At 36.5% G+C, this 17,135-nt stretch carries 14 protein-coding genes; all 14 read left to right on the top strand.

Features of this window, described 5'->3' with window-relative positions; genetic code table 11:
• The first annotated feature begins 29 nt into the window (after positions 1-29).
• The 14 genes from rfbA to H7U22_RS09015 all read left to right on the top strand — a co-directional run bounded on the left by rfbA (position 30) and on the right by H7U22_RS09015 (position 17,130).
• A complete protein-coding gene (gene rfbA, locus H7U22_RS09080; protein ID WP_187071044.1) occupies positions 30-890 on the top strand; it encodes a glucose-1-phosphate thymidylyltransferase RfbA in 861 nt (286 codons plus the stop codon).
• 819 nt (positions 891-1,709) lie between these two features.
• Entirely contained in the window at positions 1,710-2,009 is a 300-nt protein-coding gene (locus H7U22_RS09075) for a GIY-YIG nuclease family protein (protein ID WP_187071043.1), read from the top strand.
• A 773-nt stretch (positions 2,010-2,782) separates the two neighbouring features.
• A complete protein-coding gene (locus H7U22_RS09070; RefSeq protein WP_187071042.1) occupies positions 2,783-4,066 on the top strand; it encodes a nucleotide sugar dehydrogenase in 1,284 nt (427 codons plus the stop codon).
• Between the two features lie 119 nt (positions 4,067-4,185).
• The gene (gene gmd, locus H7U22_RS09065) at positions 4,186-5,337 is read left to right on the top strand and encodes a GDP-mannose 4,6-dehydratase (protein ID WP_187071041.1); all 1,152 of its coding nucleotides are present in this window, start codon (positions 4,186-4,188) and stop codon (positions 5,335-5,337) included.
• Between the two features lie 76 nt (positions 5,338-5,413).
• Positions 5,414-7,879, top strand: a complete 2,466-nt coding sequence (locus tag H7U22_RS09060) for an SLBB domain-containing protein (RefSeq protein ID WP_187071040.1) — start codon at positions 5,414-5,416, stop codon at positions 7,877-7,879.
• Between the two features lie 202 nt (positions 7,880-8,081).
• Positions 8,082-9,185, top strand: coding sequence for a lipopolysaccharide biosynthesis protein (locus H7U22_RS09055; protein WP_187071039.1), 1,104 nt, complete (start codon positions 8,082-8,084; stop codon positions 9,183-9,185).
• 1 nt (position 9,186) lies between these two features.
• The gene (locus tag H7U22_RS09050; RefSeq protein ID WP_187071038.1) at positions 9,187-10,374 is read left to right on the top strand and encodes a UDP-N-acetylglucosamine 4,6-dehydratase; all 1,188 of its coding nucleotides are present in this window, start codon (positions 9,187-9,189) and stop codon (positions 10,372-10,374) included.
• A 3-nt stretch (positions 10,375-10,377) separates the two neighbouring features.
• A complete protein-coding gene (locus H7U22_RS09045) occupies positions 10,378-11,526 on the top strand; it encodes a LegC family aminotransferase (RefSeq protein ID WP_187071037.1) in 1,149 nt (382 codons plus the stop codon).
• A gap of 3 nt (positions 11,527-11,529) precedes the next feature.
• On the top strand, positions 11,530-12,165 hold the full coding sequence (locus H7U22_RS09040) for an acetyltransferase (protein ID WP_187071036.1): 636 nt from the start codon (positions 11,530-11,532) through the stop codon (positions 12,163-12,165).
• Complete coding sequence (gene neuB, locus H7U22_RS09035) at positions 12,165-13,190, top strand: N-acetylneuraminate synthase (protein ID WP_187071035.1); 1,026 nt, start codon at positions 12,165-12,167, stop codon at positions 13,188-13,190. The genes H7U22_RS09040 and neuB overlap by 1 nt, the downstream gene beginning before the upstream one ends.
• The gene (gene neuC / locus H7U22_RS09030) at positions 13,187-14,314 is read left to right on the top strand and encodes a UDP-N-acetylglucosamine 2-epimerase (RefSeq protein WP_187071034.1); all 1,128 of its coding nucleotides are present in this window, start codon (positions 13,187-13,189) and stop codon (positions 14,312-14,314) included. The genes neuB and neuC overlap by 4 nt, the downstream gene beginning before the upstream one ends.
• Positions 14,311-15,363: a nucleotidyltransferase family protein gene (locus H7U22_RS09025; protein WP_187071033.1), complete on the top strand. Its 1,053-nt coding sequence runs from the start codon at positions 14,311-14,313 to the stop codon at positions 15,361-15,363. Before neuC ends, H7U22_RS09025 begins: the two co-directional genes overlap by 4 nt.
• Position 15,364: 1 nt before the next feature.
• On the top strand, positions 15,365-16,378 hold the full coding sequence (locus H7U22_RS09020; protein ID WP_187071032.1) for a Gfo/Idh/MocA family protein: 1,014 nt from the start codon (positions 15,365-15,367) through the stop codon (positions 16,376-16,378).
• Positions 16,378-17,130, top strand: coding sequence for a cytidylyltransferase domain-containing protein (locus H7U22_RS09015; RefSeq protein ID WP_187071031.1), 753 nt, complete (start codon positions 16,378-16,380; stop codon positions 17,128-17,130). The genes H7U22_RS09020 and H7U22_RS09015 overlap by 1 nt, the downstream gene beginning before the upstream one ends.
• The last annotated feature ends 5 nt before the right edge of the window (positions 17,131-17,135 follow it).

Here is a 17,135-nt window from a genome sequence, read left to right as displayed (position 1 = left end):
TAACCAATTTGAACGATTAACCATACAATATGAAAGGTATAATTTTAGCTGGTGGCAGCGGAACCCGTTTGCATCCTTTAACACTTGCTTGCAGTAAACAAATGATGCCGGTTTACGATAAACCGATGATTTATTATCCATTATCTACTTTGATGCTTGCGGGGATTAAAGAGATTTTAATCATATCTACTCCTCATGATTTACCAAATTTTGAAAAATTGTTAGGTGATGGTACATCTTTGGGCTGTAAATTTAGTTATGCCGTGCAGGCAGAGCCAAATGGACTAGCACAGGCTTTCGTTATTGGCGAAGAATTTATTGGTAAAGATAAAGTGGCTCTGGTTTTAGGCGATAATATTTTCCACGGAGATGGTATGGCTAAGCTATTACAGGCGAGTTCTGATCCAGATGGAGGTGTGGTTTTCGCTTATCAAGTTTCTGATCCAGAACGTTATGGTGTAGTAGAATTTGATGCAGATAAAAAAGCAATTTCTATCGAAGAAAAACCCGATGCTCCAAAATCTGATTATGCAGTGCCGGGATTATATTTCTATGATAACGAAGTTGTAGAAATTGCAAAAAACATTAAACCTTCACCTCGTGGTGAATATGAAATTACCGATGTAAATAGAGTTTACCTTGAACGTGGCAAATTGAAAGTAGGGGTTTTAAGTAGAGGAACAGCTTGGTTAGATACGGGAACTTTTACTTCATTAATGCAAGCGGGACAATTTGTTCAAATAATAGAGGAACGCCAAGGGCTTAAAATCGGATGTATTGAGGAGATTGCATATAGAATGGGCTTTATCAATGCAGAACAACTTAAAGCGATTGCCACACCACTTGTTAAAAGTGGTTATGGAAGTTATCTGCTCAAACAAATTAAATAATCTAAATCAAGGAAGCTTAAAGCTTCCTTTTTTTTTTCATAAATATTTCTAGGTTCAAAGGTCTCTCCGTTTCGCTGCGCTTCAGTCGAGATGACGGTTTCTTCGTATCGTCCTTTCGACTTGTGACGGAGACCGAGAGGTGTGGACTCTGATCAAGAAATCTAAATCGATATCGTCCTTTCGACCGCAGTGGAGAAATCTTTTAAAGAGGCATGGTTTGTTGTTAGGTTCAAAGGTCTCTCCATTTCGCTGCGCTTCAGTCGAGATGACGGTTTCTTGGTATCGTCCTTTCGACCGTAGCGGAGAAATCTTTTAAAGAGGCACGGTTTGTTGTTAGGTTCAGAGGTCTCTCCGTTTCGCTGCGCTCCAGTCGAGATGACGGTTTCTTGGTATCGTCCTTTCGACCGTAGAGGAGAAATCTTTTAAAAAGGTATGGATTTATTTTGGGTTCAAAGGTCTCTCCATTTCGCTGCGCTTCAGTCGAGATGACGGAATTGAGGGGTGCGCTCCGGTTGTGGTGACTGAATAAGGGTGCGCTCTAGTTGTGGTGGCGACCGGGGGAGAGGACTCTAGTCGAGAAATCGAATTCAATACCGTCCTTTCGACCGCAGTGGAGAAATCTTTTAAAAAGGAGTATGTTTTTTTAAGTTCAAAGGTCTCTCCGTTCCACTGCGCTCCGGTCGAGATGAAGGAATGAGGGGTGCGCTTCAGTCGAGATTACGAACTGAAGAGTGTGGTGAAATATTTTCAGGAGTAATAGAATATCGTTTTCTTCCAAAAAACCTTTGCTATATTACACTAACTAAAACAAAAAATAACATGGAGAGAGGAGGGTGTATTTATATTGTGACTAATTATCAAAGGACAACTCTTTACATCGGTGTCACATCTGATTTACAGATTAGAATAATTCAGCATCGTGATAAAGTTGACCCCAAATCTTTTACTGCCAAATACAATTTATCTATTTGTATTTATTATGAAATTTTCCCTTCAATTGAGGAGGCTATAAATAGAGAAAAGCAATTGAAGAAATGGAGCCGGTCGAAAAAAGAAAACTTAATTAATGTAAAAAATAAAGGATGGAAAGATTTATGTCCCGAGATATTGGCATGGTAGAATTCAAAGGTCTTCGTTTTTCTGTTCAAAGGTCTCTCCGTTTCGCTGCGCTCCAGTCGAGAAATCTAAATCGATATCGTCCTTTCGACCGTAGCGGAGAAATCTTTTAAAGACATGGCTTGTTTTTAGGTTCAAAGGTCTCTCCGTTTCGCTGCGCTTCAGTCGAGATGACGGAATTGAGGGGTGCGCTCCGGTTGTGGTAGCGGACTAAGGGGTGTGGACTCTGATCGAGAAATCTAAATCGATATCGTCCTTTCGACTGCAGCGGAGAAATCTTTTAAAGAGGTCTTCGTTTTTCTGTTCAAAGGTCTCGCCGTTTCGCTGCGCTTCAGTCGAGATGGCGGTTTCTTGGTATTGTCCTTTCGGAACGTAGCGGAGAAATCTTTTAAGGGGTTTACGTTTTGTTATTAGGTTCAAAGGTCTCTCCGTTTCGCTGCGTTTCAGTCGAGATGACGGACTGGAGGGGGTGCGCTTCAGTTCTGGTGGTGACTGAGGGATGTGGACTCTAATCGAGAAATCGAAATCGATGTCATCCTTTCGACCGCAGTAGAGAAATCTTTTTAAATAGGTATGGTTTGTTTTTAGGTTCAAAGGTCTCTCCGTTTCGCTGCGCTCCAGTCGAGATGACGGACTGAGTAGTGTGCTCCAGATGAGATGACGGACTGAGGGGTGCGCTCCAGTTGTGGTGGCGGACTGAGGGGGGTGCTCTAGTTGAGTTGACGGTTTGGGCGAGTTGCGCATGATTTTATTTATCTTTGCTATTATTGAAGTAAATGGATAGAAAAAAACAAATAGCGATTATTGGTTTAGGTTATGTGGGTTTACCACTTGCAATAGAATTTGCCAAAAAATACAATGTCGTTGGTTTTGACACGAACGAAGATCGAATTAAGGAATTAAAGCGTATTTCTGATAATACCCGAGAAGCTAATCTCGAGGATTTAAAATTAGTAACTACCTCATTTTCCAACACAAACGGACTTTCACTGAGTTCGAGTTTGCCCGATATTAGCACCTGCAATATTTATATCGTTACCGTCCCAACACCGATTGATCATTTAAAACGTCCCGACTTAGAGCCACTTCTAAATGCTTCGAAGATGCTTGGCATCGTATTAAAAAAGGGGGATGTTGTAATTTATGAGTCTACTGTTTATCCAGGTTGTACAGAAGAAGATTGTGTACCAGTATTGGAAAAAATCTCTGGCTTAAAATATAACCTCGATTTCTTTTGTGGGTATTCTCCAGAAAGAATTAACCCAGGGGACAAGGTTAATACCTTAACCAAAATTAAAAAAGTTACCTCGGGCTCTACTCCAGAGATTGCTATAGAAATCAATAATCTTTATTCTTCCATTATAACTGCAGGAACCCATTTGGCACCTAGTATAAAGGTGGCTGAAGCTTCAAAAGCCATAGAAAATGCACAAAGAGATGTAAACATATCCTTTGTAAATGAGCTTGCGCTTATTTTTGATCGAATGAATATTGATACCTCAGATGTTTTAGCGGCAGCCTCTACTAAATGGAATTTTCTCAATTATAAGCCGGGGTTAGTTGGCGGACATTGCATCGGTGTAGACCCATACTATCTGGCCCATAAATCAGAATCTTTAGGTTATAAACCAGAAGTAATTCTTTCCGGTAGGAGAGTTAATGACAATATGGGCATGTTTGTAGCGAACAAGGTGATTAAAATGATGGTAGCCAAAGATAAAACCATCAAAAATGCTAAAGTGTTGATTTTGGGTTTTGCATTTAAGGAAAATTGTCCTGACGTGAGAAATACCAGAGTGGTTGATATTTATAAAGAATTGCAATCTTTTAGCATCAAGGTTGATGTTTACGATCCTTGGGCAAATGCTGAAGAAGTTAAACAAGAATATAAAATTGATTTAATTAGTCAGCCAGAATCTAAAATTTATGATGCTGTTATATTGGCCGTAGCGCATAAACAGTTTTTGGATTTAGATTTTTCAATTTTCAAAAATAATGCAGCCATTATATTTGATACGAAATCGTTTATCGATAGAGATTTTGCAGATGCAAGGCTCTAAGCTTTTACTCCAAAACAGAATACTAATCCTTAATTTAATCGATTGTTAATACATGACAGTTTCGTTACATTTAAATTATTGTGTATGTTTGCAAGCTTAAAAATCTATGAATTGTTAATATGAAGGTTGCCTTAATAACAGGAGTTACTGGTCAAGATGGAGCTTACTTAGCTGAGTTTTTATTGAAAAAAGGATATTTTGTACACGGTATAAAAAGAAGATCATCTCTCTTCAATACCGATCGCATTGATCATCTATATCAAGATCAGCATGAGAAAGATGTACATTTTAAATTACACTATGGCGATTTGACTGATTCTACCAACCTCATTAGAATTATACAAGAAACTCAACCTGATGAGATTTACAATTTGGGCGCAATGAGTCATGTAATGGTATCCTTTGATTCTCCAGAATATGTAGCAAATGTAGACGGAATAGGTACACTTCGAATTTTAGAAGCAGTACGAATTTTAGGGCTGGAGAAAAAAACTAGAATTTATCAAGCCTCTACTTCAGAATTATACGGCGGGATGCCTGAAAATAAAAACGATAAGGGTTTTTATGATGAAAATTCTCCTTTTTACCCTCGTTCACCATATGGGGTAGCTAAAATATATGGCTTTTGGATTACCAAAAATTACCGTGAGGCCTATAATATGTTTGCTTGTAATGGCATCCTTTTTAATCACGAAAGTCCATTAAGAGGAGAAACCTTTGTAACCAGAAAAATTACAAGAGCTACCGCTAAAATTGCTTTAGGACTTCAGGGATGTCTATATTTAGGTAATTTGTCTGCTCAAAGAGATTGGGGGCATGCGAAAGATTATATCGAAGCAATGTGGCTGATTCTTCAACAGGAAAAGCCTGAAGATTATGTGATTGCAACCGGAGTAACTACTACTGTTCGAGATTTTGTTCGAATGAGTTTTGCAGAACTTGGCATAGAAGTTGAGTTTAGCGGCAAGGATGAAAATGAAAAGGGTGTGATTATCGATATTGATGAAGAGAAAGTAAAAGAATTGGGTTTAAATTCTGAAAACCTAAAATTCGGCCAAACAGTGATTAAAGTTGATCCTAAGTATTTTAGACCAACTGAGGTGGACTTGCTTTTGGGCGATCCTACAAAGTCAAAAACTCAACTGGGTTGGGAACCCAAATATGATTTGCCAGCTTTGGTAAAAGATATGGTGATTTCAGATCTTCATTTGATGAAGAAAGATGAGTATTTGAAACAGGGTGGCTTTAGAACACTAAACTATTTTGAATAGATTTATAAGTCTTAATAAAAAAAACATGTTAGCAAGCTGAGCTAATTAATAACAATGCCGATTACATCGGAAACCTATGAAACAAAGAATAAACATATTATTATCCCTAATCTTTTTATCGCTTTTCATCAGTTTTACTTCTGTTGCACAGAATTATTCTAATGTTAAAGTAGACGAATTATCTGATGCGCAGATTCTTCAAATGATTAAAAAGGCTGAATCCGTTGGATATAATGATGCTCAATTGGAGCAAATGGCTGCTGCTCAAGGGATGAAGGCAGATGAAATTCAAAAGCTTAGGTTAAGAGTGGAAAAGGTCCGTAAACAAGGGACGGCAGTAAAGCTTGATGATAAACCGACGAGTACGGGTCGCGAAATGAGCGAGACTACAGATGGTGGAAAGGTTGATAATGAGAAAAAAATTTCTGATGAAGAAATCGGGCCAAAAGTATTTGGCTCTGAGCTGTTCAGAAATGGAAATATAACATTTGAACCAAATCTTCGAATCGCTACGCCAAAAGGATATGTGATCGGGCCAGATGATAAATTATTGATTGATTTAACTGGTGATAATGAAGCCAGTTATAATCTTCAGGTAAGCGCAGATGGAATTATTAATCTACAATATGTTGGAAGGATATCAGTTGGCGGTTTAACCATTGAACAAGCTACCTCGAAAATTAGTGCCGCAATGTCTAAAACATATCCTTCTTTACGTTCTGGCAGAACCAGTTTGGCCATTAATTTAGGTAATATTAGAAGTATTAAAGTAACCTTAACCGGACAATTGGTAAAGCCAGGAACCTACACACTGTCTTCTCTGTCGACAGTTTATAATGCGCTTTATGCATCTGGTGGACCGGCGCAAAATGGTTCGTTTAGAAAAATTGAGGTGATTAGAAACAATAAGATCATTTCTACAATTGATATCTACAGCTTTCTCCTAAAAGGCATTCAGCAAAATAACATCAGACTTCAAGATCAAGATGTAATTAATGTTCCTGTATTCAACAAAAGAGTTGAAATTACAGGAGAAGTTAAGCGATCTGCATTATTCGAAGTTGTAAATGGCGAATCTTTAAAAGATGTGTTGGATTTTGCAGGTGGATTTACTACACAGGCATATACGGCAAAAGTTAAAGCATTTCAGAATACAGATAAAGACCGTAAAATTATAGATATTGCTGCTGCAGAGTTTTCGACTTACCAACCACAAAATGGAGATAAATATATTGTCGAAGCCATATTGGATCGATTCCAAAATCGCGTAGAAATTTTGGGTGCTGTTTTCCGCCCGGGGGTTTATGAACTTGAAAAGGGTTTGACTTTAAGAGGGCTGATTAATAAATCGGATGGATTAACAGAAGATGCTTTCTTGAATCGTGGGTATATCAATAGGTTAAATCCAGATAACACACAATCTCTAATTTCATTCGATGTAGCAAAAATTATTGCGGGTACAGAAACAGATATTCCTTTATTACGAGAAGATAAAATTACCATTAGTTCGTTATTCGATTTAAGAGATGAGTACAAAGTGAGTATTCAGGGTGAGGTTCGTGCGCCTGGAACATTTGAGTATGCAGACGGTATGACCTTGGAATCTGTTATCCAACTGGCTGGAGGCTTTAAGGAAGGCGCAACCCCTAGTCGTGTAGAAATCTCTAGAAGAGTAAAAAATAGTGAGGCTACTGTTGCTTCCTCAAGAACTGCTGAGCTTTTTACGGTGAGTGTAGATCAAAACTTAAAACTGGAAGGAGAGCCATTTGTTCTTAAACCATTTGATATTATATCTATTCGCAATTCTGAAGGTTATTCCATCCAAAAACAGGTTAAATTGGAGGGTGAAGTGGTTTATCCAGGCACTTATACCATCACGAGGAAGGACGAAAAAATTTCTGAGCTGATTAAACGTGCTGGAGGTTTAACCTCATCTGCTTACCCTGATGGAGCTTCTTTAAAAAGGCCAGGTGCTGAAAAGGTAAATCCAAATGATAAGAATGCGATTAACAACAAAGATGAAGAAGACAAAAAATTCTTAAATCTTAAAAGGGCACAAGAAGCTGGCACAAAAGATACCATTGCTGCAGATGTAGAACAAAAATTGATTCAAAGCGATTTAGTAGGTATAAATTTGGTTAAGATTCTAATTAATCCTAACTCAAAATATGATTTAATTGTTGAGGACGGCGATGTGATTCGTGTTCCTCGAACTTTGCAAACTGTTAAAGTTACTGGGGAGGTACTTAATCCAAATAGTATTGTTTATTTACCAGGAAAAAGCTTAAGACAATATATAAACGGTGCGGGTGGATTTACTTCGAATGCTAGGAAATCTGGGGTATATGTTAAATATGCTAATGGATCTGCAGCGGCAGTTGGAAAATTTATTTTCTTCAATAACAATCCAATTATAAAGCCTGGAGCAGAAATCTTGATCCCTAAACGAGCAGAAAGGGAAAGATTAACTGCCCAAAGTTGGATCGGCATTGGCACCGCGGTTGCATCTTTAGGGGCAATAATTGTTAGTTTATTGAGATAACGAATACGCTTAACACGGTGCCTAGAATGTGAAGAAGGGAAAAGTTTTGTAAGCCTAGCTACTTGAATTTAAATAGCCTATTTTAATTATATTATAAATTGTGCATTGTCATCATAGGTTTCATGAAAAAATTTTAACGAGTTTGTCGAAAACTATAAATTTAAAACAACTTCGGGTCTTGATACTTAATACCTAATACTAAATGACAACAGAAAGTCAACAACATAAACATGTAGAAAGTGACGAGATTTTATTGAAAGACCTCATCCTTAAAATCCAAGAATGGTGGAGGTATCTTTTATCTAAATGGATCATCATTTTAATTTTTTCTTTATTGGGCTCGGGCATTGGCTTATATTATGCTAGCGCAAAAAAACCTATTTATACCGCAACTACAACTTTTGTGCTAGAAGAGGAAAAAGCTGGCGGTAGTTTAGGCAACCTAGGAGGATTAGCTTCCATGGCCGGTATAGATATTGGAGGTGGCGGAGGAGGTATTTTCCAAGGCGATAATATTTTTGATTTGTATAAATCTAGAAAGATGATCGAGAAGACTTTATTTACGCCTTTAGATAGTTCCTCCAATCAAACCCTAATGGAAAAGTATATTGAAATCAATAGGTTAAGAGAAAGTTGGAAGAAAAATCCTGTTTTATCGAAATTAAATTATGGAATAATTATCTCTGATAGGACTGTTAAAATTAACACAAAAGAAAAACGTCTGCGTGACAGTGTTATTGGAGAAGCAGTTAATAGCATTAGCAAAAATTACCTCACTGTATTAAAGCCAGATAAAAAACTAAGCAAAGTACAGGTTGATGTAAAGTCTAACGACGAAATTTTTTCAAAATGTTTTAATCAAGCCATTGTTAAAAATGTGAATGATTTTTACGTGCAAACCAAAACAAAAAAATCATTGAAAAATGTACAGATTTTACAGCATAAGGTAGACTCTGTAAAAGCAGTAATGAATGGCGCAATTTATACAGCTGTAGCAGTGGCTGATGCTACACCCAACTTGAATCCTACAAGACAAGTACAGAGAGTAGCTCCCGCCCAACGTGCGCAATTTTCTGCCGAAACCAATAAAGCGATATTGAGCTCGATTATGCAAAATTTAGAAATGTCTAAATTGGCACTAATGAAAGAAACACCTTTACTTGAAATTATTGATGAGCCCGTTTATCCCCTTACAAAGGAGAAATTTGGGCGTTTAAAAGGGATAATTATTGGGGGTTTTATTGCCGGCTTTCTAATCTGTTTTGTTTTAATAATGCGTAGAGCATTAAAATTGGTTTTGGCATAGGATGGATATATTAAATTTAATCGGACGTAGAAATGAACTATTTCACCACGACATTCAGCATCATGAAGATCAACTTCGCGAAATTGTAAGCCAATCAAAGTTTTTGGTTATTGGTGGCGCTGGTTCTATCGGACAGGCTGTAACTAGAGAAATCTTTAAACGAAATCCTCAAAAACTTCATGTGGTTGATATTAGCGAAAACAATATGGTTGAGCTAGTGAGGGATGTCAGGAGTTCATTTGGCTATATTGATGGTGATTTTCAAACTTTTGCATTAGATATTGGCTCAATAGAATACGATGCCTTTTTTGAAGCAGATGGTGAGTTTGACTATGTGCTTAATTTATCTGCATTAAAACACGTACGTAGTGAAAAAGATCCTTTTACACTCATGCGCATGATTGATGTAAATATTTTTAACACAGAAAAAACCATCAACCAATCGATTGACAAAGGTGTAAAAAAATACTTTTGTGTTTCTACAGATAAAGCAGCCAATCCGGTGAATATGATGGGTGCTTCTAAGCGCATCATGGAAATGTATTTGATGCGTAAAAGTGAGCACATTGCCATATCAACTGCCCGTTTTGCCAATGTTGCTTTTTCAGATGGCTCACTTTTACATGGTTTTAACCAACGCATTCAAAAGTTGCAACCTATTGTAGCGCCAAATGATATCAAAAGATATTTTGTAATCCCAAAAGAGTCTGGAGAATTATGTTTAATGTCTTGCATTTTTGGAGAGAATAGGGATATATTTTTTCCGAAATTGAGTGAAGATTTACATTTAATCACTTTTGCTGATATTGCTGTGAAATACCTAAATGAATTGGGCTATGAACCCTACTTGTGCGAAACTGAAGATGAAGCCAGACATTTGATTAAAACGTTGCCTCAAGAAAAAAAATGGCCTTGCTTATTTACAAGTAGTGATACTACTGGTGAAAAGGATTTTGAAGAGTTTTTTACTTCTAACGAAGTTTTAGATATGGGTAAATTTGAGAATTTAGGAATCATTAAGAATGATCTTCATTTTGATAATGATAAACTAACTCATTTTGCTGATACAATTTCGCAATATAAAGCTGAAAAAAAATGGTCTAAAGAACAAATAGTTGATTTATTTCATCAAATGATCTCAGACTTTGGGCACAAGGAAACAGGGAAGTACTTAGACGCAAAAATGTAATTGATGGAAAAATTTCAAAAAGTAGTTGATTTCATAAAAGAACAATATCCTGATAAGGATTTTGTTTCCTTGCATGAACCTGTATTTATAGGTAATGAGCGTAAATACGTTTTAGATGCAATTGATTCTACTTTCGTTTCTTCTGTTGGTGCATACGTAAACCGTTTTGAAGAAATGATGGCAGAGCTTACGGGCGCAAAATATGCCATTGCTATTGTGAACGGCACAAATGCGTTACACCTCGCCCTGTTATTAGCCAACGTTAAAGCAGAGGATGAAGTAATCTCTCAGGCGTTAACGTTTATTGCTACTGCAAATGCAATCAGTTATATCGGAGCCAAGGCAATTTTCATAGATGTTGATAGGGAAACTCTAGGTATGTCACCAACTGCACTTCGCAATTTTTTGGAAGCGAATGCTATCAAGAAAGAAGATGGTGCTTACAATAAAAAAACAGGAAAGAAAATTGCAGCTGTTGTACCTATGCACACATTTGGATTTCCTTGTAAGGTAGATGAAATAGCTATAATTTGTGATGAATGGAATATTTGCTTAGTTGAAGATTCTGCAGAATCAATCGGGAGCTATTATCAAGGCAAACACACTGGTGTTTTTGGTAAAGTTGGAGTATTTAGTTTCAATGGAAACAAAACAGTTACCTGCGGTGGCGGCGGGGCATTAATTACAGATGATGAAACAATAGCAAAAAGAGCTAAACACTTAACTACTCAAGCCAAAGTGCCACATAAATGGGAGTTTGTGCATGACCATATTGGCTACAATTATCGTATGCCAAATTTGAATGCTGCATTAGCTTGTGCACAACTAGAGCAATTGTCCATGTTTGTGGAGAATAAGAGGGTACTATCTGCTAAATATAATACACTCTTTAACGAATTATCTATTTCATTTATTGGTGAACCGGTTAATGCTAAAGCAAACTACTGGCTTAACGCAATTTTATTAGCAGACTTAGATCAGAGAAATGAATTTCTGGAATATACAAATGATAAAGGAGTAATGACTAGGCCCGTATGGGAGTTAATGAACCGTTTACCAATGTTTGCAAACTGTCAAACTGACGACTTGAAGAATAGCATTTGGATTGCAGATAGATTGGTAAATATTCCAAGCGGTTATAGGGTAAAATAATTGATGAAAAAAAGTCTCATTTTAATTGGCGGCGGTGGACACTGCAAAGTATGTATCGATGTGATTGAACAAACTGAGCAATTTGAAATAACAGGGATATTAGATTTGGCAGAACTGGTTGGCACAAGTATTCTTGATTATCAAATCATAGGCACAGACCAAGATATTACAAAATATGTTGCACTAGGCTATAGCTTCTTAATCACCGTTGGACAAATAAAATCAGCGGCTTTAAAGGAAAAATTATTTCAGATATTAAAAGAAAATAAGGCAATTATAGCAACCGTAGTATCTCCTTCTGCCCATGTTTCAAAATATAGTAAGATAGGAGCAGGAACCATTGTAATGCATCATGCAATCATAAATGCTGGAGCCACAATTGGCGATAATTGTATTTTAAATAACAAATGTGATGTGGAGCATGATACTGTTATAGGTAATCATACCCATATTTCTACGGGAGCCATTTTAAATGGCGACTGTAAAATTGGTAATAGTGTGTTTATTGGAAGCAATGCGACTATTGCTAATCAAATTACTATTGAAGACAAAGCTGTAATAGGTGCGGGTTCGGTAGTGATTAAAAATATTCTAACAAAAGATATACAGGTAGGTAATCCTGCCAAAAGCATAAATTAATGAAAAGCACAATTATAATTGCAGAAGCGGGAGTAAATCACAATGGAAGTAGAGAAAATGCTTTCAAGTTGATTGATGCCGCTGTGGATGCAGGTGTTGATTATGTTAAATTTCAAACTTTCAAAGCAGATAAACTAGTTTCTGGTAAAGCCAAAAAGGCAGATTATCAGATAGATAACACTAAAAATGCTGCTGAATCTCAATTGGAGATGTTGCAAAAATTGGAACTTTCTGAAGAGGATCATGAAAAGCTAATCCAATATTGTCATGAAAAAGGTATCCAATTTTTTTCTACCGCTTTTGATTTAACGTCGCTACAGTATCTATCAACCATTGGTTTGAACATGGTAAAAATCCCATCAGGGGAAATAACCAACTTGCCATATTTACGTTTAGCGGCCAAATTATTTCCTAAAGTTATTCTTTCTACAGGCATGGCCACTCTAGAAGATATTAGCTCGGCGCTAAATGTGTTTTTAGAAGCCGGGATAGCAAAGGCGAATATAACCATATTACACTGCAATACGGAGTATCCTACGCCAATGCTTGATGTTAATTTAAAGGCGATGCTTACTATCGGTGAAGAATTTGGAACAGCAATTGGCTATTCAGATCATACGCTCGGAATTGAAGTTCCGATAGCTGCTGTCGCTTTAGGGGCAACAATGATTGAAAAGCATTATACATTAGATCGTAATTTACCAGGACCAGATCATATTGCTTCATTGGAACCGAACGAGTTAAAGGCAATGGTTTCGTCGATTAGGAATATTGAAAGTGCTTTAGTAGGTTCAGGCATCAAAGAGCCTTCTAATTCGGAAATTAAGAACATAGCCATTGCTAGAAAAAGTATTCATCTAAGTGTTGATAAAGCAAAGAGTGAAAAAATTACTGAGCAAGATTTAGAAATGCTTAGGCCAGGAGATGGTATTTCTCCAATGGATATGGATGCTATTATTGGTAGGGTGGTAAATAAACCACTAGCAGCTGGTCATAAATTGTTATTAACTGATTTTGAGGTATGAGGATAGCAATATTAACAAGCTCTAGAGCTGATTATGGTATATATCTGCCATTGATTAAAAAATTAAAGGCAGACCCGTTTTTTGAGCTAAGTATCATCGCCTTTGGCACCCACTTATCTCCTTTTCACGGAGAAACCATTAAACAGATTCAAAATGATGGTTTCGAAGTTAAATATAAGGTAGAATCAATGCTGCTCACGGATAGTCCAGAAGCCGTAGCTACTGCAGTTGGTCTTACGATGATTAAGTTCGCTGATTTTTGGCAAAAATATAAATCAGAATTTGACCTTGTTTTTTGCCTGGGAGACCGATATGAAATGTTTGCCGCAGTAACCGCAGGAATACCGTTTCAAATTCCTTTCGCACATATTCATGGTGGCGAAACCACACTTGGCGCTATTGATAATGTTTTTAGACACGCAATTACGTTGGCTTCAAGCTATCATTTTGTTGCCACCACTACTTTTGCTGCTAGAGTTGAACAATTAACCGGTTCATCCGAAAATATTTATCATGTTGGTGCGCTAAGTTTAGACAATATCACCACTCTGAATCTATTGTCTATCGAAGAATTTAAAGTGAAATGGGGAATTGATCTTTCAAAGCAAACCATACTTACTACATTCCATCCTGAAACTGTTGCCATAGCTGAAAACGAAAACTACATTAATGAAATTATTGCTGCTTTAGATAACCTAACCACTTATCAGGTATTAATTACCATGCCAAATGCCGATACTGCCGGTAGTATAATCAGAACGGCTTTAACAGAACATTACAAAAATTCTGAACGCGTTTTCTTGGTGGAGAATCTAGGTTCCCAAAGTTATTTTACGGCAATGAAGTATGCTAAATTTTTATTGGGAAATACTTCAAGTGGTATCATTGAAGCTGCATCATTTCATAAATTTGTAATTAACTTGGGCAATAGGCAAGAAGGGAGATTGGCTGGTGAAAATGTAATTCAGACCAAGATTAAAACAGCTGAAATCACAAAAGCTGTGCAATTAATCGAATCTAAAGAAAATACAACGATAGAAAACATATATTACAAATCAGGGGCTGCTGATCAAATGATTAAGATTATTAAAAGTTTTACTGGTTCAAGGAACAAATTAGAATGAAAAATTACGATTATCAAAGACATTTGATTACTAGAGATAGTCCGATCAAGATAGCATTGGGAAAACTAAATGAATTAGCCCTTGATGCTATTTTATTTGTTGTAAATGCAGATAATAAACTGTTAGGTTCGTTAACAGATGGCGATGTCCGTAGAGGAATATTGGATGGTTTAAGCTTGGAAGATGAAGTTGGAAAATTTATTCAGCCGAACCCTAAATTCATTCAACGTGGAAATTACAACATTAACGAGGTAATCGAATATAGAAATAAGGGATTTAAAGTGCTTCCTGTAATTGATCAGGCAGGTGTTATCGTCAATATCATAAATTTCAGGTTTGTAAAATCTTATTTGCCACTCGATGTGGTAATTATGGCCGGAGGTAGAGGCGAGCGTTTAAAACCATTGACGGATGTGCTGCCTAAACCATTATTAAAAGTAGGCGATAAACCAATTATTCAGCATAATATAGATCGTTTATTGAGCTTTGGAATTGATGATTTTTGGATCTCTATTCGTTATTTGGGCAATAAAATTAAGGATTATGTGGGTAATGGAGTTAGCCAAGGGATCCGAATTAATTACATAGATGAAGACTCTCCCTTAGGTACAATTGGTTCCGTTTCCAAAATTGAAAAATTTGAACATGATCATGTGCTGATTACCAACTCAGACATTTTAACGAATCTGGATTACGAGCAGTTCTTTTTAGATTTTATAGAATCTGATGCTGATTTCTCTGTGGCAACCATACCTTATAACGTAAACGTTCCTTACGCCATTTTAGAAACAGACCAAAACTATATTAAAAGCTTTAGGGAAAAGCCAACCTACACTTATTTTGCAAATGCTGGCATTTACTTAATGAAAAAAGAGATATGTGATAAAATCCCGAAAAATGAATTTTACAATGCTACCGATTTATTGGATCATCTAATAACTGGCAATTTCAAAGTCAAATCTTTTCCTTTACGTGGATATTGGCTTGATATCGGAAAGCATGAAGACTATAAAAAAGCACAAGAAGATATTAATTATATAAAATTTTAAGATGGTAAGTAATTTTCTGGTTATTGGATTAGGTTCAATGGGAAAAAGAAGGATTAGAAACCTTCAAGCATTAGGGTATAAAAATATCATCGGGTTTGATAAAAGAGCAGATCGTCGAGATGAGGTTAAAGAAAAGTACGGAATTACTGCCGTAGCAGATTTTGAAACGGCACTTCAACACAATTGCGACGCTTTTATTATCTCTTTACCTCCTGATATCCATCATATTTATATGAAAAAAGCGATTGAACTTGGCATTCCAGCGTTCATTGAAGCCAGTGTGGTGGATACAGATTTCGAATCGATCAACAAAGATGCAAACGACAAAAATGTAGTCTTAGCTCCTTCTTGTACCTTGCATTTCCATCCGGCAATAAAAAAGATTGGCGAAATTATCAATAGCAATGAATTAGGTAAAGTATCGAATTTCCTTTACCATTCTGGTCAATTTCTTCCAGATTGGCATACCTATGAAGATGTAAGCGAATATTATGTTTCTAAAAAAGAAACTGGCGGAGGAAGAGAAATTGTTCCTTTTGAGCTTACATGGATCACCTTATTGCTCGGTTTGCCGAAAAGAGTAGTTGGCTTTTATAAAAATGCAATCGAAATTAAAGGTGCCGAAGATATAGACGATACCTATAATCTTTTAATGGACTATGGGAAGATGATTTTTAATCTTTCGGTAGACGTTGTTTCAAGATATGCTACCAGAAGAATGGTAATTAATGGCGATAAAAAACAATTGTATTGGAATTGGGATGATAACTGCATCAAAATATTCGATCCAATTACGAATGAATGGTCGGAAATCACCTATGAAACGATCTCTGCGCAAACAGGCTACAATAAAAATATAACCGAGCAGATGTATATCGACGAAATGGCAGCATTTATCAGCGCAGCGGAAGGAAAATCTAAATTTCCAAATTCATTGGCGCACGATCACAATGTGCTAAAAATATTATATGCAGTAGAAAACTCAGATAACGAGAACAAAATAACAGTATTGTAATGATTGGAATATTTGTTACCGCTAGATTAGGATCGACCAGACTTGCTCAAAAACATCTAATTGAAGCAAATGGAAAACCTTTTATCAAGTGGCTCGTAGGAAGATATCTTAAAGAATTTGAAGCTGAAATTAAGAAGAACGAAGCGAAAATCTTTATTACAACTTCGGTTGATCCCATGAATAAAGAATTTGAAAATGTTTTTTCAGGTACTGAGATTTCAATTTTTTATGGTTCGGATGCAAATATCCCACTTAGACATTTAGAGTGTGCTGTAACAAATGATATCGACTACATTATTTCTATTGATGGCGATGATATTCTCTGCTCTGCCAGTGCTGCGAGAGAAGTTGTAAAAAAATTAGAGTTGGGTAGCGATATGGTACAAACCAAAGGCTTACCTTTGGGAATGAATGTAATGGGATATCGTACAGATTTCTTGAAACAATCTTTGGAGAACAGTGCTCAGGCCAAGCTAGAAACAGGCTGGGGTAAGATTTTTGATCAAAATAAAATAGACACGATTGCTATTACAGGATATGAAAACGCAGGTAATTTAAGAATGACTTTAGATTACGAGGATGATTCCAAATTTTTTAATGAAGTAATTAGCGCTATTGGCGAAAAAGTATTAACGATTTCTGATCAAGATTTGATCACAGAAATTATTAAAAATGATTGGCAAAAATTAAATATTGGACTCAACGAAGAATATTGGGCAAATTTTAATAAACAAAAACAGGAAGAAAATTAAGAGCC

The organism is Pedobacter fastidiosus (genome assembly GCF_014306625.1).
Taxonomy (GTDB): Bacteria; Bacteroidota; Bacteroidia; order Sphingobacteriales; family Sphingobacteriaceae; genus Pedobacter; species Pedobacter fastidiosus.
The sequence above is the reverse complement of the archived record's forward strand: the minus strand, read 5'-3'. Positions and strand labels throughout refer to the sequence as shown.